Source organism: Paenibacillus lupini, assembly GCF_011761355.1.
GTDB classification, from domain to species: domain Bacteria; phylum Bacillota; class Bacilli; order Paenibacillales; family Paenibacillaceae; genus Pristimantibacillus; species Pristimantibacillus lupini.
This window is the reverse complement of the sequence record NZ_JAASRW010000008.1, coordinates 137830-164317: the sequence shown is the minus strand read 5'-3', so window position 1 is coordinate 164317 and position 26488 is coordinate 137830. Positions and strand designations below refer to the sequence as shown.

The 26488-nt window shown below is 50.0% G+C and carries 21 protein-coding genes and 1 riboswitch; of the genes, 20 read left to right on the top strand and 1 reads right to left on the bottom strand.

The genetic code is table 11. From position 1 onward, the window contains the following. Positions 1-8 precede the first annotated feature (8 nt). From FHS17_RS24145 to FHS17_RS24120, 6 genes are all read left to right on the top strand, one after another. On the top strand, positions 9-1169 hold the full coding sequence (locus FHS17_RS24145; RefSeq protein WP_167281023.1) for a Gfo/Idh/MocA family protein: 1161 nt from the start codon (positions 9-11) through the stop codon (positions 1167-1169). Between the two features lie 230 nt (positions 1170-1399). Beyond that, complete coding sequence (locus FHS17_RS24140; RefSeq protein ID WP_167281022.1) at positions 1400-3733, top strand: AraC family transcriptional regulator; 2334 nt, start codon at positions 1400-1402, stop codon at positions 3731-3733. Between the two features lie 139 nt (positions 3734-3872). Further along, a complete protein-coding gene (locus FHS17_RS24135; protein WP_167281021.1) occupies positions 3873-5516 on the top strand; it encodes a type 2 periplasmic-binding domain-containing protein in 1644 nt (547 codons plus the stop codon). A gap of 94 nt (positions 5517-5610) precedes the next feature. Further along, positions 5611-6507, top strand: a complete 897-nt coding sequence (locus FHS17_RS24130) for an ABC transporter permease (RefSeq protein WP_167281020.1) — start codon at positions 5611-5613, stop codon at positions 6505-6507. A 25-nt stretch (positions 6508-6532) separates the two neighbouring features. Then, complete coding sequence (locus FHS17_RS24125) at positions 6533-7414, top strand: carbohydrate ABC transporter permease (protein WP_415639919.1); 882 nt, start codon at positions 6533-6535, stop codon at positions 7412-7414. Between the two features lie 125 nt (positions 7415-7539). Then, complete coding sequence (locus FHS17_RS24120) at positions 7540-9894, top strand: S-layer homology domain-containing protein (RefSeq protein WP_167281019.1); 2355 nt, start codon at positions 7540-7542, stop codon at positions 9892-9894. Between the two features lie 79 nt (positions 9895-9973). Here FHS17_RS24120 and FHS17_RS24115 read toward each other — a convergent pair whose 3' ends face one another. Beyond that, positions 9974-10117, bottom strand: coding sequence for a hypothetical protein (locus FHS17_RS24115; RefSeq protein WP_015847389.1), 144 nt, complete (start codon positions 10115-10117; stop codon positions 9974-9976). Between the two features lie 91 nt (positions 10118-10208). On the opposite strand from FHS17_RS24115, the gene FHS17_RS24110 reads away from it, so the two are divergent. From FHS17_RS24110 to FHS17_RS24045, 14 genes are all read left to right on the top strand, one after another. Further along, entirely contained in the window at positions 10209-10625 is a 417-nt protein-coding gene (locus FHS17_RS24110; protein WP_167281018.1) for a hypothetical protein, read from the top strand. 107 nt (positions 10626-10732) lie between these two features. Further along, a complete protein-coding gene (locus FHS17_RS24105; protein WP_167281017.1) occupies positions 10733-13021 on the top strand; it encodes a methyltransferase domain-containing protein in 2289 nt (762 codons plus the stop codon). A 131-nt stretch (positions 13022-13152) separates the two neighbouring features. Continuing rightward, positions 13153-14253, top strand: a complete 1101-nt coding sequence (gene ychF, locus FHS17_RS24100) for a redox-regulated ATPase YchF (protein ID WP_167281016.1) — start codon at positions 13153-13155, stop codon at positions 14251-14253. Between the two features lie 169 nt (positions 14254-14422). Further along, positions 14423-16039: a copper resistance CopC/CopD family protein gene (locus FHS17_RS24095; protein WP_167281015.1), complete on the top strand. Its 1617-nt coding sequence runs from the start codon at positions 14423-14425 to the stop codon at positions 16037-16039. A gap of 135 nt (positions 16040-16174) precedes the next feature. Next, on the top strand, positions 16175-16813 hold the full coding sequence (locus FHS17_RS24090) for a YcnI family copper-binding membrane protein (protein WP_208420531.1): 639 nt from the start codon (positions 16175-16177) through the stop codon (positions 16811-16813). Between the two features lie 190 nt (positions 16814-17003). Beyond that, positions 17004-18074 (top strand): peptide chain release factor 1, encoded by a 1071-nt coding sequence (gene prfA / locus FHS17_RS24085; protein WP_167281014.1) that lies wholly within the window; start codon positions 17004-17006, stop codon positions 18072-18074. Between the two features lie 75 nt (positions 18075-18149). Next, entirely contained in the window at positions 18150-19100 is a 951-nt protein-coding gene (prmC, locus tag FHS17_RS24080) for a peptide chain release factor N(5)-glutamine methyltransferase (RefSeq protein WP_167281013.1), read from the top strand. Positions 19101-20343: 1243 nt separating this feature from the next. Beyond that, positions 20344-21096, top strand: coding sequence for a stage II sporulation protein R (gene spoIIR / locus FHS17_RS24075; protein WP_167281012.1), 753 nt, complete (start codon positions 20344-20346; stop codon positions 21094-21096). A gap of 129 nt (positions 21097-21225) precedes the next feature. Next, entirely contained in the window at positions 21226-22296 is a 1071-nt protein-coding gene (locus FHS17_RS24070; protein WP_167281011.1) for an L-threonylcarbamoyladenylate synthase, read from the top strand. Between the two features lie 115 nt (positions 22297-22411). Continuing rightward, positions 22412-22924 carry a manganese efflux pump MntP gene (locus FHS17_RS24065; protein ID WP_208420555.1) on the top strand — a complete coding sequence of 171 codons (513 nt, stop codon included), beginning with the start codon at positions 22412-22414 and terminating at the stop codon, positions 22922-22924. Positions 22925-22963: 39 nt separating this feature from the next. Then, positions 22964-23542: a low molecular weight protein arginine phosphatase gene (locus FHS17_RS24060; protein WP_167281009.1), complete on the top strand. Its 579-nt coding sequence runs from the start codon at positions 22964-22966 to the stop codon at positions 23540-23542. A gap of 86 nt (positions 23543-23628) precedes the next feature. Then, a riboswitch (ZMP/ZTP riboswitch) is annotated at positions 23629-23709 on the top strand. Positions 23710-23840: 131 nt separating this feature from the next. Further along, positions 23841-24299, top strand: a complete 459-nt coding sequence (gene rpiB, locus FHS17_RS24055; RefSeq protein ID WP_167281008.1) for a ribose 5-phosphate isomerase B — start codon at positions 23841-23843, stop codon at positions 24297-24299. Between the two features lie 31 nt (positions 24300-24330). Beyond that, the gene (locus FHS17_RS24050) at positions 24331-24933 is read left to right on the top strand and encodes a TIGR01440 family protein (protein ID WP_167281007.1); all 603 of its coding nucleotides are present in this window, start codon (positions 24331-24333) and stop codon (positions 24931-24933) included. A gap of 30 nt (positions 24934-24963) precedes the next feature. Then, positions 24964-26211, top strand: a complete 1248-nt coding sequence (locus tag FHS17_RS24045; protein WP_167281188.1) for a serine hydroxymethyltransferase — start codon at positions 24964-24966, stop codon at positions 26209-26211. The last annotated feature ends 277 nt before the right edge of the window (positions 26212-26488 follow it).

Sequence of the window (26488 nt, the reverse complement as noted above, 5' to 3'; positions counted from 1 at the left end):
GATTTGGGATGACGAAATTGCGTATGGGTATTATCGGAATGGGTAACATGGGCTCTGATCACGCCAAGAAGCTAAGTAATGGAGCAGTTCCTGAAGTAGAGCTGACAGCAGTCTCGGAGATGGACAGTAACCGCCTTGAGACATGCAAAATGTTTTTGCCTGACTCGGTAGCCGGATTTGCAAGCGCCGAGGAATTGATGGACAGCGGACTGGTCGATGCCGTGATCATTGCCACTCCGCATTACGATCATCCGAGGCTGGCGATTACGGCATTCCATAAAGGGCTGCATGTCCTGTGCGAAAAACCGGCGGGCGTCTATACCAAGCAAGTCCGGGAAATGAATGAGCAGGCGGAGAAAAGCGGCGTCGTGTTCGGAATGATGTTTAATCAGCGCACCAATCCGATGTATCGCAAAATGCACGAGCTGGTGCAAGGCGGGGAGTTAGGGGCTATAAAGCGCGTTAACTGGATCATTACCGACTGGTACAGATCACAGGCTTATTACGATTCCGGAAGCTGGCGCGCAACCTGGGCAGGCGAGGGCGGAGGCGTGCTTATTAATCAATGTCCTCATAATATAGACCTGCTGCAATGGATCTGCGGCATGCCGCAGAAGGTACGAGCCTTTTGCCATGAGGGAAAATGGCATCATATTGAGGTGGAAGATGACGTAACAGCCTACATGGAGTTTGCAAATGGCGCAACGGGCGTATTTGTGACGACAACCGCTGATCTGCCAGGAACGAACCGTCTTGAAATTACGCTGGAGATGGGTAAGCTGGTATGCGAGCATGATACATTAACCCTTCATAAGCTCAGTCAGAACGAACGGGAATACTGCTTCGAGTCGAAGGATGGCTTCTCCCGCCCGGATGTTGAAGTATCCGTAGTTCCGGCTGTTGGAGATAACAGCCAACATCTTGGAGTCATCGCCTCGTTTGCAAAAGCAGTGCTTGACGGAGAGCCGCTGATTGCTGGCGGAGAAGAGGGCATACGGAGCCTCCAGCTGTCGAATGCGATGCATTTATCAAGCTGGCTAGGAGAGACGATTGAGCTTCCTGTGCCGGAGGAGTTATATCTGGAGCAGCTAAACAAGAGGATCGCAGCCTCAAAAAGAAAAGAAACCAATCCGGTTTCATTTTCGCTGGCCGGCAGCTTTGGCTCTTAGTGCTTGCGGCAGCTGTTGAAACAAGCAAGATTATAATCTGGAACCAGGCATACAACAGAGATTGTTGTATGCCTTTTTAATGCGCGGATAGCCGAAATCTTATAAATGGATTATCGATCCAACGAATCGATAAGGCTTGGCAGGTACAATCTTGTTATACTGGGATTTACATCAAACCCGATGTAAGCAGGGAGTATACTCTGAACGGTGAAGGAAAGCAGGGGAAAGTGATGAGAATCATGGGGAGTTTGCGTTGGATAAGGTTCAAAGGTGCATGGTCCGCGTTGTTTTGGTCTTATATGGCAATTCTTCTGTTGCTCATTATTATTGGCAGCCTGCTCTATTGGCGGGCGAATGACGTCGTCGAGCATTCTGTGGAGCAGACAAACTCGGCTATGCTTGGTCAGCTTCGGGAGCTGGCTGATGGGCAGCTGCAGACGATTGATCAGCTGGAACAGCAAATCGCCAACCATCCCAAGCTGTATCAGATGATGAATACCCCTGTGCAATGGTCTGAGAGGGAGCAGTACGACATGATCGAAATGGCAGAGGATTTAGAGCGCTATAAACTATTGTCGCCCTTTATCTATGATTTCTATATGTATTTACCCAAATCCGGCACGATGCTGGGACCGGGCGTTAAGACGACGCCGCAATTTTTGTTTGATACGGTCAGCCGCTTTGACGGCATGAGCGCGCGGGATTGGATAAAGCAATTTGAAAGCGGATACCATTACCGCTCCTTTATCCCCGGAATGCAGGCAACCGGAGCACTGGGAGAAAGAAACGAAATTATCGCTTACATGCAGACGCTGCCGAGGGTTGACCGTTCGAAACGGATGGCAACCCTGTTTATTATGATTAACGGAGAGCAGCTTCGGAAAATGCTGGACACGCTTGCAGAGGCGGGGAATGGCGAGATTTATATCTTGGATTCGTCCAACCGGGTTATCAGCTCGACAGCAGACATCAGGCAATCATTGCTGGCGAATTACGAGGATATGGATGGAGATGCCGGAAAGCTGAAAGCGGCCTTAACCGGACGGCAGACGATCGTTTCCTACGCTTCCTCCAGAGTTTACGATTGGAAATACGTGTTGGAAGTGCCCCGGGGCGTTTTTTTGAAGGACGTGAACGAGGTCCGGAACTGGGCACTGCTGTTGTTTGTGCTGGCCGCGTTATCAGGCGCAGTGGTGTCGGTATATCTGGCTTTCAAAAACTCACGTCCGATCCGCGACCTCGTGTCCGCTTTGACCGGCAGCGCTCCGGCATCCCGCAGGCATGACCCTATCGAATACGAAATGATCCGCACCTCCATTCAATCGGCGCGATTGACGGAGTCAGAGCTGAGAGCAAGGCTCTCGCAACAGACGCCCATTATACGATTGCATTTTCTGAACCGTTTGATTAAAGGCTACGCGGATCCGCATGAAATGCGGCCTGAATCGCTGCAGTTTATGAACGTCCAGTTTGTATCGGATCACTTTGCCGTTATGCTGGTCGATGCGGAGAACGGAAGTGTACTGCCCGGCGACCAGGCGGATAAGGAATGGATGTTTGTCAATTTTGTGATCTCGAATATTGCAACCGAGCTTGCGAACGAACGGCATGTCGGCTTCGTTACGGAGCTGGATCAAGGGAGTATTGCATTATTAATTAATTTCAAGGGGATAGAAGAGGGATGGGAAGAGGAGCTTGCGGAAATCGGCCGACAGCTTGATCAAGTCCTCAGCGAGCGATTCCGGATGAGTATTACGATTGGCGCCAGTTTTGTTGTCCATGACATTCAGGCGATTGGCGAAGCCTTCAGGGATGCGCTCAAGCAGCTGGACAAGACTCGCAAGCATGATGCGGCTGTCGACGGCACGATTAGGCTGCCGGATCAGATTCCCGCTTATTATTATCCTCTGGATATCGAGCAGCAGCTGACGAATTACGTCAAATCGGGGGAAGAAGACAAAACGATGCAGCTGCTGGAAGCCCTTTATTCCGATCATGCCGGCAGCGGAGAGGCAGATTCGCCGATTGCCTCTTATTTTCTGATGCATCTATCGTCAACCTTGTTCCGGATTGTTCAAAATACGCCAAGAGCGGATCACCAGCTTACAAGCCGATTGTTAATCTTATATCCAAATAGCCTTCAGAATCCGAATGAAACCTTCAGGCAGCTCAAAGAAGATTTCCGTCAGGTATGCCTGCTCTGGAAATCAGGGCGAAGCGATCAGGGAAGCCGGATGCTGGAAGCCGTATACCGGATCGTCCGGGAGCGCTACAGCCAGAACATGCTGAGCGTGGGGTTTATTGCCGACGAGCTGAATATTACGCAGCCTTACCTATCTTCTTTCTTCAAGAAAGCTACGGGCCAAACGATCGTGGAATATATCGCCAAGATCCGTCTGCAGGAGGCGAAACGCCTGTTAACGGAAACCGACTGCACCGTTGCGCACATCGCTGGTGCCGTCGGCTATTCCAACGATATCGGATTTATCCGGTTCTTCAAGAAGTACGAGGGCATTACACCGGGACAATACCGGTCAAACGCACAAACGGAATGTCAAACGTAAATCTGGATTGTTCCCGATCTATCGTACGGAACATGAATCATACAAACAGGCCATATCCGATCTGTCTCTCCGGCGGCTAATCTGAAAGCGGGCGGCAGTGAGCCGCATTCATAGCCAAATAAGACTAGGGGGTACTTTCATGAAGAACAGCAACAACAAAAGTAAGGCAGCTGCAATCGCGGCGGTTACTGCTTTGACCATTGTAATGTCAGCATGCTCCGGCAGCCAATCAAACAATAGCGAAGCCTCCGCTTCCCCGCAGCAAGCAGGGACAGCCCAGGAGCCGGCAGGCGGTAAAATTGTTTCGGAATCATTAACGCTGACCGACTTTGTCCAAATGTCAGGCAATCCTGCACCAGGCGTGAAATCATTTAATGATATGGCCGCTTACAAAGAAACAGAGAAGCTTACGGGTATTCATATCGAGTTCCAGCATCCTACCGTCGGACAGGAAAAAAATCAATTTAATCTGCTGATGAGCTCCGGTAAATATCCGGACATTATCGAATGGGGATGGAACGAATACCCGGGCGGCGGTGTCGGCGCGATGAATGCCGGAGTTATTATTCCGCTTAACGATTACATTGACAAGTATGCGCCTAATCTGTCCAAGCTGCTGGCAGACAATCCGGATATTCGGAAGGATGTATCGACCGATGACGGACGTATCTATGCGTTCCCGTTCTTAAGAAGCGACCCGTATCTCCGCACGTATCAGGGGCTTGGGATCCGTCAGGACTGGCTTGATGCGGTCGGGCTGCCGATGCCGGCTACTATCGACGATTGGCATGCCGTGCTTCAGGCATTTAAGGAAAAGGATCCGAACCAGAACGGTAAGCAGGACGAGATTCCTTTGCTGATTGCCAAAGATACGCTCTTGAATTTCAGTAACGTATTTCTGAATGCCTGGGGGACTACGGGCAGGTTTAATCTGCAGGACGGCAAGGTTGTGTATGGACCGATTCAGCCCGCATTCAAGGAGTTTCTGCAGACGATGCGCAGCTGGTATGAGGAAGGACTGATTGACCGCGATTATGCGGGAACGGACGCCAAACAGAAGGATGCCAAATGGACCGGCGATGTGCTGGGGGCCTCCGAGCTTGCCGTAGGCGGCGGGATTGGCAAATATACGACGGCAATGGCCGCAAAGAATCCGAAATTCAATTTGGCGGGAGCGCCGTATCCGACGTTAAATAAAGGTGACAAGCCTGTGCTTGGCCAACGCGAGCCTATCTTTAACGGTGTAGGGGCGGCTATTACGAAGGATAACAAACATGTCGTGGAAACGGTAAAATGGCTGGATTTCAAATATGGCGAGCAAGGTCACATGCTGTTCAACTTTGGTATTGAGGGCGAGAGCTATGAAATGAAAGACGGCTTCCCTGCTTATACCGACATCGTGATGAAAAATCCGGACGGACTTGCGTTTGCGGCAGTTATTGGCCAATATGCCGTGCCTTTTGGCGGACCTTTCGTTCAGGATAAGCGTTATCAGGAGCAGAATGCTTCCCTGCCTCAACAGAAGGACGCGCTGAACACTTGGATGGCTGTCAATAACGAAGGACTGCTTCCTCCGCTGACTTTCACCAATGAAGAGTCAAGCAGACTGGCTGCTATTATGGCGGACGTCAATACGTACCGCGATGAGATGTTTGATAAGTTCGTGATGGGTGCTGAACCGCTCGACCATTTCGATAAGTTTGTTAAGACGATAGAAGGTATGGGAATTCAGGAGGCGCTGGATATTGAACAAGCGGCTTATGAACGCTATCTGAAACGGTAATGCCGGATCCGGCGGGCTTCCTGGGGACGCGAACAGCGCTTTTCCGGCAAGCCCGTTTATTTTCCGCCTTGCATCCTGAAGGAGGGTACAGCAAATGAAAATGCAATGGTCCCGCAATAAATATATCTATTTGATGCTTCTGCCGGTCGTTGTCTATTACGTTGTATTTATGTATTTGCCGATGTACGGACTGCAAATCGCATTCAAGGACTTCTCCCCGGCCAAAGGAATCTGGGGAAGCGCTTGGACCGGTTTTGATCATTTCAAATCCTTTTATGAAAGCTATTATTTCTGGCGGTTAATCCGCAATACGCTGCTGATCAGCCTGTATGAGCTGATATTCGGATTCCCGGCTCCAATCGTGCTTGCTCTGCTGCTGAATGAAATAAGGACACGTTTCTTCAGAAATATGGTGCAGTCGATTACTTATTTGCCTCATTTCATATCCGTTGTAGTCGTGTCAGGCATGATGATTGATTTTCTGTCGAGCGACGGTATCATCAATCAGCTCACAGGGATGTTTGGCATTTCGCCGGTTTCCTATCTCATTATGCCGGATTGGTTCCGCAGCATTTATGTCGCTTCAGGAATATGGCAAGGCGTTGGCTGGGGGTCGATTATTTATTTGGCTGCCATTGCCGGAATTGACCCCAGCCTGTATGAAGCGGCCAAGTCGGATGGGGCGGGTAGGTTCAAGCAGATCTGGCATATTACCGTGCCTGGAATTATGCCAACAATCATGATTATGCTGATTCTTCGCTTCGGTACGCTGATGGCGGGAGGGAGCATGGAGAAGATTCTCCTCCTGTACAATTCAACGACTTATGAAACAGCCGATGTCATCTCAACCTTTGTTTACCGGCGGGGTCTGCTTCAGATGGATTACGGTTTCTCTGCCGCCATTGGCTTATTCAATAATATCCTGAATTTCCTCCTGCTTATATCCGCCAACAAGATCAGCAGGAAAATCAACAACACAAGCTTGTGGTAGTTTCATTAAAGGAGGTGCGGCAGCCTTGAAGCCTCGAGTTCCAATTAGAGAGCATGTATTTGATATCGCCAATACACTGCTGATGCTTGTTTTGGTCATCATAACGTTATATCCGTTTCTGTATGTCCTGTTTGCTTCACTCAGTAATCCCGCCGAGTTAATACAGCACAGGGGGCTATTGCTCGCCCCGACAGGATTCAGCCTCCAGTCCTATAAGCTGGTGTTCGAGAATCCGATGATCTCGATCGGCTATATGAATACGCTTATCTATGTCATAGGGGGCACGGCAGTAAACCTAGTCATGACCAGCTTTGCCGCTTACGCCTTGTCGCGCAGAGGTGTTAAGCTGATTGGCCCGGTTATGTTCGGGATCGTGTTTACGATGTTTTTCTCGGGCGGATTAATTCCGACTTATCTGAATATGAAAAATCTGGGACTGCTGGACAACCGGTGGGCGATGATCCTGCCGTCTGCCATCAGCACGTGGAACCTGCTCGTCATGCGTACGTCATTCGCTAGCATTCCGCTTGCCCTTGAGGAGTCGGCGCGTATCGATGGAGCGAATGACTTTAAGATTTTGTTCCGTATATTTATTCCGGTCTCTTTGCCGATTATGGCTGTCATGACCCTGTTTTACGGCGTCAGCCATTGGAACGCATATATGGATGCCTTGATTTATTTGCGCACCCGTGACTTGTATCCTTTGCAGCTGGTGCTGCAGGAAATTTTAATTACGAACAGTACGGACGACATGATGTCAACGGTAGCCGATGTAGATAAAGGGCTGATCCAGGAGACAATCAAGTACGCGACAATCATTGTAGCGACGGTTCCGATTTTGCTGCTGTACCCGTTTCTGCAGCGTTACTTCGTTAAGGGCGTCATGCTTGGATCGATCAAGGAATAAGAGGAAAGAGGAACTTTAGCCCGGTTGCTGCCATTTGAAATATTTGGACTAGGACGCAACTTCTGGTGTATCTGCCGCGTCTATTTAGCTGAATAACAAGAATGGAAAAGCATGGGAGGTTATTTATGGTGATGAATCATCGTAAGAAGCTCGTTACTCTTGCTGCAGCGGTTATGCTGACGAGCAGTATGCCTGCAGCGGCTTTTGCTGAAAGCGTTGACAAACCGGCAGTATCGGCAGTGTCGGGAGATGCTGCTGCGCCCAATGTAAGCGCAGTTGCCCCTGTAGATGTGAAAGTGTCCAAAGAAAAAGCAGAGTCATTGGCTCGGCAATTGGTAAGTATACCCAAAGACTATACCCTGCAAGGTGCCTCGTTATCGACTGATACGCTGGCAAGCGGTAAACGTAGTGTATGGGGAATGGATTTCGTCTACAAGGTAAATGGCAAAAGCAAGGGCAGCATCTACGTCAGGCTAAATGCCGATAGCGGCCAGCTTCTTGATTACAGCGCCTATCTCGATAACCCAAGTGCTAAGCCTACCTATCCCTTGAAAGTAGAGCGGGACAAAGCGCAGCAAATTGCTTACTCCTTCTTGTCTACTGTTGCGGCAACGTATAAGGATCAAGTGAAATATAATCCGGAATACGGTGCGCAGTCGCTGCCACCTCTGACTGGAGAAGTGCGGCATACACTGCGATTTGACCGAATGGTTGGCGATATTCCTTACGTCGATAACTATATTGAACTGGATGTAGACAGCGAAGGGCATGTCCTTCGTTATTCCCTGCAGTGGGACGATACAATTAAATTCCCTAAGGTTGATGTGAAACTGACGGCGGATGAAGCGAAGACAAAGCTCATCGAGCAGGCAAAGCCAGAGCTTAGATACATCATCCCTTACAATGTACAAGGACCACGTAATCCAGTGTTGAGCTATGATATGGGTGCCTTCGCAATTGATGCTGCAACAGGCAAGGAAGTGCAAAGCAGTTATGTGAATTCGGATCAGGTGTCGGAAACCCCGTTATCTGATAAATCACTTGGCGATGCTCCTGCTGCTTCTAATATTACAGAGGACCAAGCGAAGAAAGCGGTATTGGCCGCCTTCACGCTTCCAGCAAATGCAGAATTCAGCAGCTCCAGCTATTCCGAGAATACGGATGAGTCTTCCGGTGTCGCTTCTGCAAACTGGCGTCTGGATTGGGAGCTGAAGAACGGCAAGGAAAGTATAGGTTCTGCTTCCGCAACAGTAGACAGTCGGACTGGTGTAGTCAGCAGCTTCTACTTCTATGAGTATAATAATAAGTCCACCAATACAAAACCTGCGCTGTCCTATGATCAAGCAGAGGCTAAGGCAATTGAAGCGATGAAAAAACAGCTTCCTTGGGTAGCGGATGAGCTTTATATTGTGAAACGGGATAAGTCGCAATATAATCCGGACAAGGTACAGAATATCGACTCTTATTACTTTAACTTTGTACACAAGGTAAACGGTGCAATAACCGATTATGACAATGTGAACATTACAATCGATGCGAATACAGGTGTTGTACGCAGCTATGATGCAAGCATCAATCCTTACAAGTATCCGGAGACTGCACCAAAAGTCATAACGCCAGCTCAAGCGATTGTGAAGTGGATGACATACTACCGGACGGAATTGACGTATTATTTGACGCAAAATTATGTCTATCAGGGACAGCCGATCCCAGTGGAGAAATATAAAGTGATGCTTGCTGCCGGTGAGATCCAGCCTTCGGACGTCGAGTCCAATGCTGATGCGCAGCTGATCTATCGCCTTGTGCCGCGCCAGCTTGATGAATCGATCTTCATGGATGCGGTATCCGGAGATTGGCGTAACCGTGAGACGGGCGACAAGACACAGCTTGAGAAGCCTAAGGCAACGGATATAGACGGCCACTGGGCACAACGTCAGTTGGAACTGATGGTTGCCTATAAGGCGCTTGATGTGAAGGACGGAAAGGTTCGTCCGAATGAGATCGTCACTCGCGGAGAGCTCATTAAGATGCTCGTGCTTGCGATGAACAGCGGCAGATCGCCAATTATGTACGAGAGTGCTGATTCTGCAACTAGTGCTTCTTTTAATGATGTAGGCAAGCAAAGTCAGTATTACGTCTACATCGAAAGTGCGCTTCAGCAGAACCTAATTGATATCGGAGACGGCTCCTTTAATCCAGATGGCAAGGTTGACCGTGAAGAAATGGCAGAACTGATCGTACGTGCCCTCGGCTACAATTCGCTGGCGAATTATGATGAATTGTTCAACATTAACTTCAAGGATGCAGCCAAGTTTGAAAACAAAGGTCAGGCGGCTATTGTTGTTGGCCTGAAGATCATGACGCTGTCAAATGGCAGCTTCCTGCCCGATAAGCAAGTATCGCGAGCAGAAGCATCTGTTGCCTTCTTCCGTTTCCTTCAAACAAGAGCGGAGCTGCAAGAAGCGCCATTGCGTAACTAAGTAAGTCACTGAACGCTAAGAAGCCCCCGTTTGGCCCAGCGGCCAAGCGGGGGTTTTATGTTGTGTGATGCAGCCGAAATTAGTCCGTTTTCTTGTTCTTGGAGGAGAAGTTTGTGACGGACTTCGCATCCTCGATTGTATCATTGACAAATGCCATATCTTGGTTCTTTGCCTTCATGGCTGTTGTCCCTTTATAATTGCCTTTGTGGCTTTGATTTTCCATCGCTTTAGTTCCACCTCCTTGTTCCTTGTTAGTATGGGCGTGAGGAGCGATAGACATGCAATCGGGTTAGACAACATAAGGGGTGCAGAATATGGTTAAGAAGGCGGCAGTATACAAGTATGTGGTGTTCATCTTGTTCCTTTTGTTCACCATGCTTGTCGTTTATGCAAGTAATGAAGTGTTGTTCCGTAACGGTGATCCGGATACAACGACCAAATTCCTGTTTGTTTTATTTGCAATAACATTTGGTTTTGGCGCAAGTCTCCATATGCTCCGCAACGGTGAATTTGGAATTCGTGTGAAGGAGACGCAGTTTACGCTGCTTCTGTCGATTGTCATTGTTGTTTTGAATTATGTAGCGGCAGTTAATTACGGTAAGCTGTATACGAGTGCAGACGGCACGATTGAAACGGTTATCCGCATTGTTTTGGATGATAAGAATGAAGCCATTATTAATGTTCTTGCGGGTTATTTGTTTGGGTTGTCCTTTGTGAAGAAATCGCAATAGAATGCTTTCCGTGAAATAACGTCGTGACGCAGTAGGCTAACGTGCTATACGGTCCAGACTCCTTCTACATATGCTGATGGCATGAACCTATGCCAGGCGGTGGAGATATGGGCGAGCAGTTAGTGACGAGCATTATTCTTGTGACTCGGGGCGGGCTTGATTATACACGATCATGCGTGGAAAGTATCAGAAGGCATACAGCGACAGGAAGCTACGAATTGATTCTTGTCGATAATGGCTCAGATGATGGGACAGCTGCTTGGGCGAAAGAAGAGCTGAGTATCCATGTCATCGAGAATAGTTATAATGCAGGTTTTCCAAAAGGCTGCAATCAAGGGGCGGCTGCCGCTTCAGGCGAGCTGATCCTGCTGTTAAACAATGATACCCTCGTTACACCGGGCTGGCTGGACGGTTTGAAGCGAGGGTTGTTTAGTGATTCTTCCGTTGGAGCAGTAGGGCCTGTGACGAATTCCGCCTATTACTGGACGCAAATTCCAAGCCATTATACGACACTTGAGGAATTGGATCAGTTCTCGGAATCGGTTCGACAGTCTGGCGGCGGCACTCCCCTGGAAGAGCGGCTGAAGCTGATTGGCTTTTGTATGCTGCTGCGGAGGGAAGCCTTTGAAGCAGTTGGCGGGATGGATGAGCGATTTGGCATTGGCAATTATGAGGATGATGATTTGTCGCTGCGCCTGCGGCTTCTCGGATATAAGCTGCTGCTGTGCAAGGATACGTTTATCCATCATTACGGAAGCGTCAGCTTTAAGTCCGATCCGACTTCGTATTTGCAGTTATTTGCCCGGAATAATCAAGTGTTCAAAGAGAAATGGGGATTTGCTTCCGCCGATGCCCTTACGATCCATGTGGATATGCTGGCCTTGCTGGATAGGGAAGTACCGTCCGTTCCGGTCGGTGGTGGGAATGGCGGCGAGGTGAAGCTTCTTGAGATCGGCTGTGGCTGCGGGGCTACCTTAATCAGTTTAAAGCATCGTTTTCCTGATGCGGCCTTGTACGGAGTGGAGAAAAATGAACATGCTGCCAAGGTGGCTAAGGCGGTTGGTATCACGGTGTTTGCCGCTGAGGAGCCGGCGAAGTGGGGTTTTCCCGATGGAAGCCTGGACGGTATTCTTGTTGGAGATGCGCATGTATGCGGCAACCACAAGGTGATGCAGCAACTGAAAAGCCTGCTGAAGCCAAACGGCTGGCTGATGGGCACTTTTCTAAACCGTCATTATTATCCGTTTATGCTTCGCTACCTGCAGCCTGATAATGGGCATGCTCAGCATCAGTCGTCCTATCTCTATTCCATCGAACAGGTGAAGGAGCTTTATACGGCTGCAGGCTTTGCTAACGTATCGACGCTGCTGATCGATGACGGGAAGGAAGGTCGGCCGGGCTCTGATATTAGCAGCGAGGATTTTAGTTTCCTGGAACGATTAACGAATGGGCAGAATCCGGTGAAGGGCCGCCTGACGTCGAGCAGTATTATTACGCTTGGGCAAAACGGAGCCATTAGACTGGAGAAGTCTACGGACGAAGCTGCACCGATCGTAAAGGAAGCAGAGGTCGAAGAACTCACGGTTGTGGCGGCTATAAGCGAGGAGCTTGCGCTTCCGGTTGCTGCGGTGCCTGATCAACTGCTGAAAGAGCAGAATGATGTTGTTTTCAGCGGTGAACGATTAGTGATTAATAGTCAGGTGAAGGAACAGTATACGGACGTCTATGAGGAGCATTTATACCGCTATGAGCTGGCATGCAAGTATGTGGCAGGATTGCGGGTCCTTGATGCAGCTTGTGGAGCTGGCTATGGATCGGCGCTCTTGAAGCATGCTGGTGCTTCTGAAGTGGTTGGTGTTGATGTAGACCATCATTCCATCGAGCTTGCAAAGCGGGATTATGGCGGGGAGGGCATTCATTTTGAGACAGGAGATGTCCTGAAGCTGCCTTTTGCCGATGGAACATTTGATGCTGTTATATCCTTTGAAACGATTGAGCATGTGGAGAAGGGAGCAGCATGGATCCGTGAATCAGCCCGTGTGCTTATACCAGGCGGGTTGTTTATTGTATCAACGCCAAATCGTTCGGTGACGAATCCCCCGCTATACTTCGAAGAGCAGCCGTTTAACGAATATCACCGTTTCGAATACCGCACGTCTGAGCTCGTTGGTGATTTGCTGCTTGATTATGATATTGAAGCGATGTTTGGGCAAAACCCGATTGATGATTCGAGGCTGCTGTCCATGAACTGGCTGCGGGAAAAGGTAGGGCTGCCGCTTGGCAGAGCGAGCCAGCACTTAGTTACAGCCAGCGGCCATGAACCACTTCCGCTTCATCTGTTCAAAAGCTGCGACCCGATGTACGTCATCGCGGTATGCCGCAAAAAGTCTGGCTGACGAAAAGCAGGAGTAACAGCAAAGACCCATTTTTGGAAGTTCGAACATCATTGTACAGGGCTTTTATTGTAGGCGGGCATCGGGTATAATGACGTGAGATTGTTACTTCGGAAAATGGGGTGTCTTAACGCATGGCTTTGAAAGCTGGTGTCGTGGGTCTGCCGAACGTAGGTAAGTCCACTTTATTTAATGCAATTACGCAAGCGGGCGCGGAGTCTGCTAACTATCCATTCTGTACAATCGACCCTAACGTAGGTGTCGTAGAAGTGCCAGACTACCGTCTGGACAAATTGACAGAATTGGTACAGCCGAACAAAACAGTGCCAACAGCATTTGAATTTGTTGATATTGCCGGCCTTGTAGCAGGCGCGAGCAAAGGCGAAGGCCTTGGCAACAAGTTCCTTGCTCATATCCGTGAGGTTGACGCGATCGTTCACGTTGTTCGCTGCTTCGAAGACGAGAACATTACGCATGTGAACGGTAAAATCGATCCGCTGGGCGATATCCAGACGATTAACCTGGAGCTCATTCTGGCAGATATCGACTCTGTTGAGAAGAAAATCGATCGTTCCCGTAAAAACCTGAAGGGCGGCGACAAAAAAATCGCGCTTGAGGTAGACGTACTGGAACGTGTCAAAGATGCGCTATACAACGATCAGCCAGCACGTAGTGTTGAACTGTCCGATGACGAAAAGCAGATTATCCGTGATCTTCATCTGCTCACGATGAAGCCGGTGCTGTATGCAGCAAACGTAGCTGAGTCGGAAGTTGCTGATACAGATAACAACAAGTTTGTACAGATCGTTCGTGAATTCGCTGCTGCTGAAGGTGCACAAGTCGTGCCAATCAGCGCGAAGGTAGAAGAAGAGATCGCTGAGCTGGAAGGCGAAGACAAAGCGATGTTCCTCGAAGAGCTTGGCCTTCAGGAATCTGGCCTTAACCGTCTGATCAACGCAGCTTATAAGCTGCTTGGCCTGTACACTTACTTCACAGCAGGCGTGCAAGAAGTTCGTGCCTGGACGATCCGCAAAGGTATGAAAGCTCCGCAAGCTGCGGGCGTTATTCATACTGACTTTGAGCGCGGCTTCATTCGTGCTGAAGTTGTATCGTTCGAGGATCTGGCTGCTGCCGGTACAATGAACGTTGCAAAAGAAAGAGGCCAGCTGCGCCTCGAAGGCAAAGAGTATGTCGTGCAGGACGGCGACGTTATGCATTTCCGCTTCAACGTCTAATAGCAACAGAAATAAACGGTATTGTTCTCTTTAGGAGAGCAATACCGTTTTGCTCTGTTCATATGAATTCAGCCCACTTCGCTGCTGCCTAGCTCTAACGAGTCATGCAGGGAGTTTATCTTAGGCGTACAATGGAGGGAAGCTGAAGAATAGGAGTATGATCGGAATTATGAATACGAATCTACATACCTTACACAAACGTATAGGAGCAGCCTTTTTGCTGCTTGTCTTATTTGTCCTTGCGGGGGCGCCGCAAGCCTTCGCACATGCTACGCTGGAGAAGACGGTTCCGGCTGCAAATGCCAAGCTTGCACAGTCTCCGCCTTTTGTTGAGCTTTCTTTTAACGAGGCGGTGGAGCCAGGAGCAGGATCTGTTGAGGTGGTCGACTCCCAGTCGAATAAAATAAAAACGGATGAACCAGCACTAGAGAATGGCGGGACAACACTTAAGCTCCCGCTGCCATCCCTTGCAGAAGGTGTCTATTCCGTCTCCTACCATATCATCTCAGAAGACGGGCATCCGGTCAGCGGTTCTTATGTGTTTGTTGTTGGGAATCCGCCAAACTGGAAGGATGCGGAGACTTTTGCCGCTAACACGAATACGTCAAAAGGCATGCAGCAAAACTTGCTGTATGTCGTACGGGTTCTATATTATGCAGCGCTGCTGATGGCAGCTGGCACGGCGTTATGGCAAGCTTTTATCCGTAAGCCAAGCGAGTCATTACAGTCGGCCTTTAAGCGGTTGTCAGTGATCGGGCTGCGGGCACTTCTTGTGACCGTGCTATTGCATATTTTCCTGCAGGTCAATGAGCTGATGAAAGGGCAGCCTATCTCAGCGTGGGGTAAGATGTTTACGGATACGACAACTGGCCGGGCATGGCTGGAGCTTATTGTTCTGGCGCTTCTCGGATTTGTTGCACAGCGCTTTAATGAGCGGTTTGTTCGTCTGCTTTGGGTTGTCCTGCTGCTTGGCGTAGAAAGTCTGATCGGCCATCCGGCTGCAAATGATCCGAAGACTCTTACGATCTCGTTCGACTTCATTCATTTGCTGGCATCCGCGGTGTGGGCAGGCGGCCTGGCTGTTCTCTTGTACGTCTGGTACACCGATCGGAAGGAAGCGGGCAGGTTTGGAGCAAGCTTTTCACAGGGGGCATTAATCTCCCTTGCTGTCCTCGTGGTCAGCGGAGTTACGATGACGCTGCTCTTCCTGCCTAAGCTGTCTTATTTGTGGCTCACGACTTGGGGAGGACTGCTGACAGTTAAAACGGTCCTCGTTATCGCCGTGCTTGTGACAGGCACCATGCTTCGTATTCGGATGAAGCGCAGCGGGTTCCCTGCAGGCACGCTTCTTAAGGCAGATCTGGTTCTGATGGCGTGTATCGTGGCGATTGCTGCGGTGTTTACGTATATGAGCCCGCTGCCTGCCAATGAGCCGTATAACTATCATCAAATGGGCGACGATATGCATGTAACGTTCAACGTATCGCCTAACGTGCCGGGCACAGATAACACGATAACCCTTCAAGTGTGGCTGCCGGAGAAAATCGGAGAGCCGAAGTCAGTTGTGTTAAGACTGCGCTCGGACAGCCGTGAAGATGCACCAATCGATGTGCCGCTGGAGCGTGTGGACGAGGATGCGTATGATTCGTTCCCAGGTTATAAGAGAGCTGCTTACCGTGCTGAGGGAACGTTCCTGCCTTATGCGGGGAAATGGATGGCTGAAATTCGCGTCATGGATCAAGAGGATAATGAAATTGTTAGAGAAACACAGTTCCGCAATTATTAGTCCATGCAGTCACATATTCGTCATATCCGGGTAGCCCTTTCGAGTCATGTCATTCTGCATGCTTGATCTTATACTGAGAAGCAAGCAGGGAACGAGAGAGACAGACAAGACGAGGGAAATAGAGAGGGATGTGTGATGATGAATAAAATGAAAAAATGGGTGATTGCGGCTACGATGGCGGTTAGCTTGATGATGTTTGCTGGTATTGCCAGTGCCCACGTGACCGTACAACCGCCTACTGTGCCGGCGAATTCTTACCAGGTGTTTGCCGTTCGCGTGCCAAGCGAAGAAAAAGGCGTGAATACCGTTAAGGTGCAAGTGAAGATTGCAGACGGTGCGGTTGTATCACGGGTTGAGCCAAAGCCAGGCTGGACGAGTGAACTGGAGAAAAACGCGGATGGCGTTGTAACTAGCATTACTTGGACGGCAGAGGACAAAGGGCTCAGCGAAACGGAGTTCACGGAATTCCGCATGAGCGGCAAGGTTAACGAGGATGCTACGCAATTGGTATGGAAAGCTTACCAAACGTACAGCGATAATAAGGTTGTCGAATGGGTTGGCGCAGATGGCTCTGATAAGCCGGCTTCTGTAACGACTGTAACGGCAGCAACAGCTGAAGGCGACGGCCACGGCCACGGCGCTGCTGCAACTGCGGATGAAACGAAGGACTCGAATTCGGATTCTGACTCGGTGCTCCCGCTGACACTGTCGATTATCGCAGTGGTGCTTGGGGCTGCGGCACTTGTTCTGGCAGCAAGAAAAAATAAGAAATAAAAAAGGTGAGGGGCTCCGTTTTCCTTAGGGATAGCGCGGAGTCCTTTTCTCACGACTTAGGCAAATACACCAGTCGAAAATACAGGTCTAATGTGCTATAATGAGTGTTACAAGATGAAACGGCTTCGCTGTCTTATGGCAGGTGCGCGTTTCATTCATTTTAAAATGGGAACTATAGAGGTGAATCATTGTGTTGGACCGTTTACAAGCGCTCGCAGACCGTTACGAGAAGTTAAGTGAACTGTTGTGCGATCCGGATGTAGCAAGTGATCCGAAGCGCCTGCGGGAGTATTCCAAGGAGCAATCGGATTTACAAGTGGCTTATGAAGCCTTCACAGAATATAAGCAAGTGTCGGAGCAGCTCGAGGATGCGAAAGTGATGCAAGGCGAGAAGCTCGACGACGAAATGCGCGAAATGGTAAAGATGGAGATCGATGAGCTTTCCACGCGTAAGGCTGAATTGGACGAGAAGATTCGTATCGTTCTTCTGCCGAAAGACCCTAACGATGACAAGAACGTTATCGTTGAGATCCGCGGCGCTGCAGGCGGCGACGAAGCTGCATTGTTCGCTTATGAGTTATATCGGATGTATACGAAGTTTGCAGATGCGCAAGGCTGGCGCTGCGAACTAATGGATTTGAACGAAAATGATCTGGGCGGCTTTAAAGAGGTAATCTTCATGATTACCGGTAAAGGCGCATACAGCAAAATGAAATATGAGAGCGGCGCACACCGTGTACAACGTATTCCAGTAACGGAATCCGGCGGCCGTATTCATACGTCGACTTCAACCGTATCGGTTATGCCGGAGGTTGAAGAAGTCGAAGTTGAAATTCTCGATAAAGATATTCGGGTTGATACCTTCTGCTCCAGTGGTGCAGGTGGTCAGTCTGTAAATACAACGAAATCGGCGGTTCGTGTTCTTCACGTGCCGACTGGTATCATGGCGACTTGCCAAGACGGCAAATCGCAAAATGAGAACAAAGCGAAGGCACTTCAAGTTCTTCGTGCCCGTATCTCTGATGTTCGTCGTCAAGAAGAAGAGGCGAAATATGCTGGTGAGCGGAAACTTAAAGTTGGTACAGGTGACCGAAGCGAGCGTATCCGTACGTATAACTTCCCGCAAAGCCGTGTGACAGACCATCGTATTGGTCTTACTCTGCATAAGCTGGATTCTGTTATGAACGGCGATATGGAAGAGATCGTGTCTTCCCTTACGATCGCAGAACAAGCGGAATTGATGGAGAGAGAGCTGAACTAATAACAGCCTGCGAGGAAGTATGTATCCTATAGATACTTATTTCCTTGGAGTGCCTAATGAAGGGACGCTATAAAGATGAGTGATCATAAGAACGAACAGGCGTTTTTTGAGCCGTCGTTTTCAATTAGGGAAGCCTGCATGCAGGCTTCTTCGTTTTTGCAGGGGCTTGGCGTTATGGAGCCGCACTCGAATGTGGAGCGGCTGCTCATGCATTTGCTTGGCCTGGAGCGGTCCAAGCTACTGCTTGTATGGAGCGAACCGTTCCCGGCTGAGCATGCCGAGGAATGGGTGAAGCTGATCCGCCGTAAGGCGGCTGGGGAGCCGGTGCAATATATCATCGGCGAGGAATGGTTCTACGGCCGGCCGTTTACGGTAACGCCGGCTACGCTTATTCCACGGCCCGAGACGGAGCTGCTCGTCGAGGCCGTGCTTGAGGCGGCCGATCGTCTGTGGCCGCCTGATGGTGAAGCTATGCCGATGGTCGTCGACGTCGGCACGGGCACTGGCGCCATCGGCGTGACGCTGGCTTCGCAGCGTCCGCGCTGGCGCGTCTGCGCGTCCGACCTGTCGCCGGACGCGCTTGCTGTCGCCCGCACGAATGCGGCCCGCCATGAGGCGGCGGGGCGCATGGCATTCGTGCAGGGCGACCTGCTGGCGCCGTTTGCGAAGCACGGCGCCGCAGGAGCACCCGATGCGGATGACATCCGCATCGATGTGCTCGTGTCCAATCCGCCGTATATCCCGGCGGATGATCTCGAGGGCCTGCAGCCCGAGGTGCGCGACTTTGAGCCGCGCCTCGCGCTGGATGGCGGAGCGGACGGGCTGGATCCGTACCGCCGCATGGTGGAGCAGCTGCCGGCTCTCGTGCAGCTGCCGCGTATTGTCGCCTTTGAGCTTGGCATGGGCCAAGCTCACGACGTTGCCGCGCTGCTGCGGAATGTCGGCGAATGGGACGACATTCGCATCATTACCGACTATGGCGGCATCGAGCGCCATGTCATTGCCATTCGTACAAGCGGGGATTAGTCAGCCCGCTTATTAATCAAACACGCTGTCCCTCGTCTCATTGACGAGGGACAGCGTGTTTTTTGTTTTCAGTCATTGCTCTGACCAACCTTTGACCGTTGTAGCAAATAAGACCCTCCGAAGGTCTTATTGCGCCAGCTTGGTCTTATATGACATCCAATAAGACCCTGAGAGGGTCTTATTCTGCCTTACATCCTGAATATCCGTCCGAATCCCTGGCCACTGTTGCAAATAAGACCCCCAGAGGGCTTTATTGCACCGGTTTGCTCTTGAAATAGCTCCAATAAGACCCTGCGAGGGTCTTATCTACTCGGAAACTAACCTCGCCGTAGCCCGGACTCCCGCCACCTCATGCCATCGCCGCAAAGTTAAGGTCCCCCAGGGCCCTTAAAGGCCAAACTAGCTACTCATCTCACACAATTAAAATCCCACAGGGACCTTATCTCGTCCGCCCCAGCCCGAATCGCTACCCCACCATGCCATCGCCGCAAAGTTAAGGTCCCCCAAGGACCTTAAAATCCAAACTAGCTACTCATTTTACATAGTTATGGCCCCTCAGGGACTTTAACTCGTCCGTCCCAGCCCGAATCGCCACCCCACCATGCCATCGCCGCAAAGTTAAGGTCCCCCAGGGACCTTAAAATCCAAACTAGCTACTCATTTCGCATAATTAAGGCCCCTCAGGGACCTTAACTCGTCCGCCCCCGCCCAAATCGCCGCCCCACCATGCCATCGCCGTAAAGTTAAGGTCCCCCAGGGCCCTTAAAGGCCAAACTAGCTACTCATCTCACACAGTTAAAATCCCTCAGGGACCTTAACTCGTCCGCCCCCGCCCGAATCGCCACCCCACCATGCCATCGCCGTAAAGTTAAGGTCCCCCAAGGACCTTAAAGACCAAACTAGCTACTCATTTCGCATAATTAAGGCCCCTCAGGGACCTTAACTCGTCCGCCCCCGCCCAAATCGCCACCCCACCATGCCATCGCCGTAAAGTTAAGGTCCCCCAGGGACCTAAAAAGCCAACCTAGCTACTCATCTCACACAGTTAAAATCCCTCAGGGACCTTAACTCGTCCGCATCCCTCGTGCATTCCCGCCCCTCCCATTCATGAAAACAAACTCTATCATTTTCATTTTCGCTGCTAGGTTTATAGAGTGGAGATCCCGGACATAATGACGGATAGATACGTTCCGGAACGCAAGCTGAGGCACTGACGGGTGCCATCGAGAGGAGCTTGTGTCATATGAACCGCACTAATTCCCTATTTTATTTCCGTAAATCTTATGGTTTGTTGATTATTGTATTATTTGTTCTGGTAATGAGCTGGGAGCAGCAACGTACAGATGCAGCGGTGGTAGATACTCTTATTCCGCAAGAATCCATTCGTCTTCGTATTCTCGCTAATTCGGACGCACCTGCTGATCAAGCGGTGAAACGTGTTGTTCGTGATGCTGTTGTTAAAGCGATGGACAGCTGGGTGACAGGTCCACAAACAATTGAACAAGCGCGCCAAACGGTGCATGATCATATGGGTGAAATTGAGGAGATTGTTGCTGAAGTTCTGACAAGCCGCGGGTTTGATTACTCGTATCATGCAGAGCTTGGCATGGTTCCGTTCCCTACCAAAATGTACAGCAATGAGGTATACCCTGCAGGCAACTATGAAGCTCTTCTGATTACACTTGGTGAAGGTCAAGGCCAAAACTGGTGGTGTGTATTGTTCCCGCCGCTTTGCTTCATCGACGCAGCAACAGGTGAAGCTGCAGCCGCTGATCCGGATGCCGACGCTGCGAAAGCAGAGACTGTTAAAACCGCTTCAGCTGATCAAAAGCAAGACAACAATGGGAAAGTTGAAAAAGCAGCTGACAGCAAAGCCGAAGTTTCCGTGCAGCAAGCAAAGGATGACCAAGGCCAAGGCGAAGCACCTGAAGCAAAGTTCTTCCTGTGGGAAATGATTCAACAGTTCATTCATTGGCTGAAAAGCCTGTTCTCATAATTCGCAAAATGGCGGCCCTCCACTTATGCATGCAAGCGCTGATGGAGGGCTGCTGCTCTGCAATTTAGAAGGCATATGCTATAATGGGGGCAGTAGATGAACTTTAATAGCAGGGATTGAAGGATAGAGATGACGACTACAAAGGTTTGGCAGGTCATGGACGGGAGTAATCCGGAGATGCTGGCCGAGCAATTAGAGGAAGCAGCGGCCCTTCTGCGCGCAGGCGAATTGGTTGCTTTTCCGACGGAAACGGTATACGGCCTTGGGGCCGATGCACGTAATACGAAAGCGGTAGAGTCCATTTTCAAAGCGAAGGGACGCCCTTCGGATAACCCGCTTATCGTGCATATTGCCGACGAACGGCAGCTAGATGAACTGGTACTCCCTTATCCAGAGCTTGCCGGAAGACTGATGAAGCAGCTGTGGCCCGGGCCTCTGACGCTCGTGCTGCCGGTGCATCCTGAAGCGGTGTCACCTCTAGTTACAGCAGGGCTTTCCACTGTTGGTGTACGAATGCCGGATCATCCGGCAGCTCTTGCGCTCATACAGCAGTCTGGCTGTCCGGTGGCCGCACCAAGTGCCAACCGTTCAGGCCGCCCAAGTCCTACACTTGCAGAGCATGTACTGGAGGATCTTGGCGGTAAAATAAGCGGAGTTGTAGACGGCGGAGCAACGGGTGTTGGACTGGAATCAACGGTAATTGAGCTGCCGGATTCGAATACGATTCGTGTCCTTCGTCCAGGCGGCATCACCGCAGAACAATTGCAGAATGCGGCACCAGAGGCCCGCATCGATGCGCCGGCTCCCACCACTTCCGAAGTGACCGAAGCGCCGCGGTCGCCAGGTATGAAATATACGCATTATGCTCCGCAGGGTGATCTCGTGATCGTTCAGGGTGATCGAGCCGAAGCAGTACGTTACATTCAGGAGCAAGTGAATGGAACAAGAGCAACAGAACTCAAAACAGGTGTCCTTACTTTCGATGAAAGAACAGCCTCCTTTGATGCCGATCTCGTGTTAACCTACGGAAGCGAGCAGCATTTGGAACAGGCAGCGCACCGGCTTTATGCAGCACTTCGCCGATTTGATGCTGAAGGTGTACAGCGTATTTGGGCGGAAGGCTGCTCAGAGGAAGGGATTGGACTTGCTCTTATGAACCGTCTGGCGAAAGCTGCAGGGCATCAAATCGTCCGGTTATAGAGTAGTATGTTTGTCCCCTTGTCCGCATATCTTGGTTAAGAATGGATGTGGACATGGGGGCGATAGCGTGACAGATGCAACTTTACATGCTGGACAATTCGCGACACTGCTCATAATGGCGGTTGCGCTAGGCATGGATGCATTTTCGTTAGGGATTGGAATTGGACTTAAAGGGATTCGTCTTCGTGATGTGCTGCGGCTAAGTGCGATCATTGCACTGTTCCATGTCATCATGCCGCTGGCAGGGATGTACGCCGGGCATTTCGTCAGTGGTCTGCTTGGCGATGTGGCTACAATGGCGGCAGGAGTGCTGCTGCTGCTTTTGGGCGGGCATATGATTTACAGTGCGCTTAGGGGAGAGGCTGTTCAATCGATCGACTACCGTTCCTCGATTGGAACGTTTTTATTCGCGTTTAGCGTTAGTATCGATTCCTTTTCTGTTGGCGTAACACTTGGTATGTTTGCAGCAGATATCGTGCTGACTGTACTGCTATTTGGTTTTTTCGGCGGATTAATGTCCGTGTGTGGCCTCCTGCTTGGGCGCAGGGTGAGCCAAAACCTCGGAGGGTATGGTGAAGCGCTTGGCGGGGCGATTTTATTAATATTTGGACTTTTATTCATACTTTAAAAATAAGACAGATTAGCCGCACAGAAAGGGGAATGCAGCATGACACGCATCTTGTTTGTTTGTACCGGCAATACATGCCGATCCCCGATGGCTGAAGCTATGCTGAGAGCGATGGCAAAGCAGCAGGGCGTTCCGCTTGAGGTTCGTTCAGCGGGGGTGTCAACAATTGACGGGCTGCCGATCTCGGCTCATGCGGCTACAACGCTGCGAGGCAAAGCCGTTGAACCTCAAGGTTCTTCACGAGCGCTTAGCGGTGAAATTGTTGCTTGGGCAGACTTGATTCTGACCATGACATCGGGGCATAAACGAAATCTGATTAATTGGTTTCCTGAGGCGGTGGATAAAGCCTATACGCTTAAGGAATACGTCAATCAAGATACGGATGTACAGGCGGATATTGAGGAGTTAGAGCGTCTGTATACTGAGATGCATATGAAGCAGGTGCTGGGTCAGCAGCTGTCGACTGCAGAGCGGACACGGCTCCTTGAGCTTGAACGCCGCATTCCAAGCTTTGATATTGCCGATCCTTTTGGCGGTACACTTAGCATGTATGAAAGCTGTGCTTCAGAGATTGAAGTGAGTTTGAAAACCTTGCTGAGGATGCTCAAAAAGGGATGAAATTCCATGCTGAAATTAGGCTGAATTTAGCCATTTAAGCGATTGATTTATAACGATGAATCGGCTATCATGGAGGTAACAAAGACGGTTTCCGATGTAACTGGCGACGGAAGTGGGTAACCACGGTGGAGCATCGGAACATACGGCCGGTCGCCTGGGCAAAGAGCAGCATGCTATTGAGCATGTCATGCTCTTTTTTTCGTCTTTTCTACGGAATTTAGGTATAATAAGTCCGTATGATTCGACAAACAGATACTTATTTTGCTAACGACGCTGCAAAATAACAGGAGGGTTTACGTTGAAAATTGCAATTGGTGCAGATCATGCGGGTTACCGGTTGAAAGATGAAATCGTTCCGTTCCTTTTATCGCAAGGACATGAGATTGAAGATTTGGGCTGTGACTGCAATCAATCTGTGGATTATCCCGATTATGCACTGCCGGTAGCAGATAAAGTAGCAAGTGGTCAGGCTGACCGCGGCATTCTTATTTGCGGTACAGGCATTGGCATGTCGATTGCGGCTAATAAAGTGCCGGGTATTCGATGCGCTTTGGTGCATGACATGTTCTCAGCGCAGGCAACTCGCGAGCATAATGATACGAATGTACTTGCTATGGGCGAACGCATTATCGGCCCGGGCTTAGCACAGGAAATTGTCCGCATCTGGCTGGAAACGCCATTCTCGAATGGTGAGCGTCATGCAGGACGTGTTCAGAAAGTAAAGCAAATCGAACAGCAATATACTGTGCATCCTTAAGATCGATACGATATAGAAGGAGCGGTGCAGCATGAGCAATCACGAGGAATTAGCTTCAATTGCAAGTGATGTGGAGACGATTGTTCGGGAACTTGTTTCAGCCGGAGGGCTGAAGGCCGGACAACTGCTTGTTATCGGCACCAGTACAAGTGAAGTGCTGGGCCACCGTATCGGCACATCCGGAACGCTGGAGACGGCCGCACAGATTTATGCGGGAGTTGAAGCGGTACGGAGCGAGATTGGATTTTATCCTGTTTACCAATGCTGTGAGCATTTGAATCGGGCACTTGTTCTCTCTCGTGAGGCTGCAGACAAATTTGGTCTGGACGAGGTTGCAGCGATACCTGTTCCGAAAGCGGGCGGTTCGATGGCCGCGTATGCTTACCGGCATTTGCCGGAAGCCTGCCTTGTTGAAACGGTGGAAGCACATGCCGGTATCGATATCGGTGATACCTTCATCGGCATGCATCTCCGCCGGGTTGCCGTGCCAGTTAGACCTTCGATCAGGTCGATTGGTGCAGCTCATGTGACGATGGCTTTTACAAGGCCTAAGCTCATTGGCGGAACCCGTGCAGTGTACACTTTGGAAGAGAGCGGCCTGGCGTCAGAGCAGACGTCGGGATCATGTGATTAATTTTAATTTGGGAGGCTTTTCACAATGACAATGGAAAACTTACGTAACCAAGATCCTGAAGTATTAAAGGCAATGGGCCTTGAACTGCAACGCCAACGCGATAACATCGAGCTGATCGCATCCGAGAACATCGTTAGCGAAGCGGTGATCGAAGCATTGGGTTCGGTATTGACGAATAAATATGCAGAAGGCTACCCAGGCAAACGCTTCTACGGCGGCTGCGAGCATGTTGACATTGTGGAAGATATCGCACGTGATCGTGCAAAAGAAATTTTCGGTGCTGAGCATGCAAACGTACAACCACACTCCGGTGCACAAGCAAACATGGCGGTATACCTTGCTGTTTTGAAGCCTGGCGATACGGTACTTGGTATGAACCTGGCACATGGCGGTCACTTGACGCACGGCAGCCCGGTTAATGCATCTGGTCTTTTGTACAACTTTGTAGCTTATGGCGTAGACGAAGAAACTTTTACAATCAACTATGAGGAAGTGCGTAAAGCGGCATTCAAACACCGTCCTCGCCTGATTGTAGCTGGCGCGAGTGCATACCCTCGTACAATCGACTTCGAGAAAATGGGCAAAATCGCTGAAGACGTAGGCGCATTGTTCATGGTTGATATGGCGCATATCGCAGGTCTTGTGGCAGCTGGTCTGCACCCAAGCCCAGTGCCTCACGCACACTTTGTAACAACAACAACACACAAAACGCTTCGCGGTCCTCGCGGCGGTATGATTCTGTGTCGTCAACCTTGGGCAGCAGCAATCGATAAAGCGGTATTCCCTGGTTCGCAAGGCGGCCCTCTGATGCATGTTATTGCAGCTAAAGCTGTTGCATTCGGAGAAGTTCTTCAACCGTCGTGGAAAGAATATGCACAACAAGTTATTAACAACGCAAAAGTATTGTCCGAGACGCTGATCTCAGAAGGCATCAACATCGTATCCGGCGGTACTGACAACCACTTGATGCTGGTTGATACTCGCAGCCTTAACATCACAGGTAAAGCTGCTGAGCATGTGCTTGATTCGATCGGTATTACAGCGAACAAGAACGCAATTCCATTTGATCCAACAAGCCCGTTCATTACAAGCGGTATCCGTCTTGGTACTCCAGCTGCAACTTCCCGCGGCATGGATGAGAAAGCAATGAAAGTCATAGGCGAAGTGATCGCGATGACGCTGAAAAATCCTAATGACGAAGCCGTACTGGCGAAAGCGACTGGCATGGTTCGTGATTTAACAGCACAATACCCGCTTTACCCGAACATGAAATACTAATTTTATTTGTTTCTTCAAAGACTGCCCTTCAGGTCATCCTTGACCTGAAGGGCAGTCTTTTTTTTATGGTGAATTAACCCTTTGCGATTGCAGCATCCTATAGGAAGCAGGTATTACGCTTCTACATGAATCGTCAATATTCGATAATTATCGAAATGTAATTTCTGGGGCGTGACAAAACATAAATAAATATTGTATATTTATCTACGGTATATTAAATTAACATTAATATTGTGCTAATTGGGCGTGAACATATGTAAACAATGCAGAATGAACA

Bases quoted from the DNA above. Each gene is read 5' to 3' on its own strand.
- FHS17_RS24110 (WP_167281018.1), top strand. From the start codon at position 10,209: ATGGTTAAGAAGGCGGCAGTATACAAGTATGTGGTGTTCATCTTGTTC.
- FHS17_RS24045 (WP_167281188.1), top strand. From the start codon at position 24,964: ATGGAAAACTTACGTAACCAAGATCCTGAAGTATTAAAGGCAATGGGC.
- FHS17_RS24095 (WP_167281015.1), top strand. From the start codon at position 14,423: ATGAATACGAATCTACATACCTTACACAAACGTATAGGAGCAGCCTTT.
- FHS17_RS24135 (WP_167281021.1), top strand. From the start codon at position 3,873: ATGAAGAACAGCAACAACAAAAGTAAGGCAGCTGCAATCGCGGCGGTT.
- prmC (WP_167281013.1), top strand. From the start codon at position 18,150: ATGAGTGATCATAAGAACGAACAGGCGTTTTTTGAGCCGTCGTTTTCA.
- FHS17_RS24120 (WP_167281019.1), top strand. From the start codon at position 7,540: ATGGTGATGAATCATCGTAAGAAGCTCGTTACTCTTGCTGCAGCGGTT.
- FHS17_RS24090 (WP_208420531.1), top strand. From the start codon at position 16,175: ATGATGAATAAAATGAAAAAATGGGTGATTGCGGCTACGATGGCGGTT.
- spoIIR (WP_167281012.1), top strand. From the start codon at position 20,344: ATGAACCGCACTAATTCCCTATTTTATTTCCGTAAATCTTATGGTTTG.
- FHS17_RS24130 (WP_167281020.1), top strand. From the start codon at position 5,611: ATGAAAATGCAATGGTCCCGCAATAAATATATCTATTTGATGCTTCTG.
- FHS17_RS24060 (WP_167281009.1), top strand. From the start codon at position 22,964: ATGACACGCATCTTGTTTGTTTGTACCGGCAATACATGCCGATCCCCG.
- FHS17_RS24105 (WP_167281017.1), top strand. From the start codon at position 10,733: ATGGGCGAGCAGTTAGTGACGAGCATTATTCTTGTGACTCGGGGCGGG.
- FHS17_RS24140 (WP_167281022.1), top strand. From the start codon at position 1,400: ATGAGAATCATGGGGAGTTTGCGTTGGATAAGGTTCAAAGGTGCATGG.
- FHS17_RS24115 (WP_015847389.1), bottom strand. From the start codon at position 10,117: ATGGAAAATCAAAGCCACAAAGGCAATTATAAAGGGACAACAGCCATG.
- FHS17_RS24070 (WP_167281011.1), top strand. From the start codon at position 21,226: ATGACGACTACAAAGGTTTGGCAGGTCATGGACGGGAGTAATCCGGAG.
- FHS17_RS24065 (WP_208420555.1), top strand. From the start codon at position 22,412: ATGGCGGTTGCGCTAGGCATGGATGCATTTTCGTTAGGGATTGGAATT.
- FHS17_RS24050 (WP_167281007.1), top strand. From the start codon at position 24,331: ATGAGCAATCACGAGGAATTAGCTTCAATTGCAAGTGATGTGGAGACG.
- FHS17_RS24145 (WP_167281023.1), top strand. From the start codon at position 9: ATGACGAAATTGCGTATGGGTATTATCGGAATGGGTAACATGGGCTCT.
- ychF (WP_167281016.1), top strand. From the start codon at position 13,153: ATGGCTTTGAAAGCTGGTGTCGTGGGTCTGCCGAACGTAGGTAAGTCC.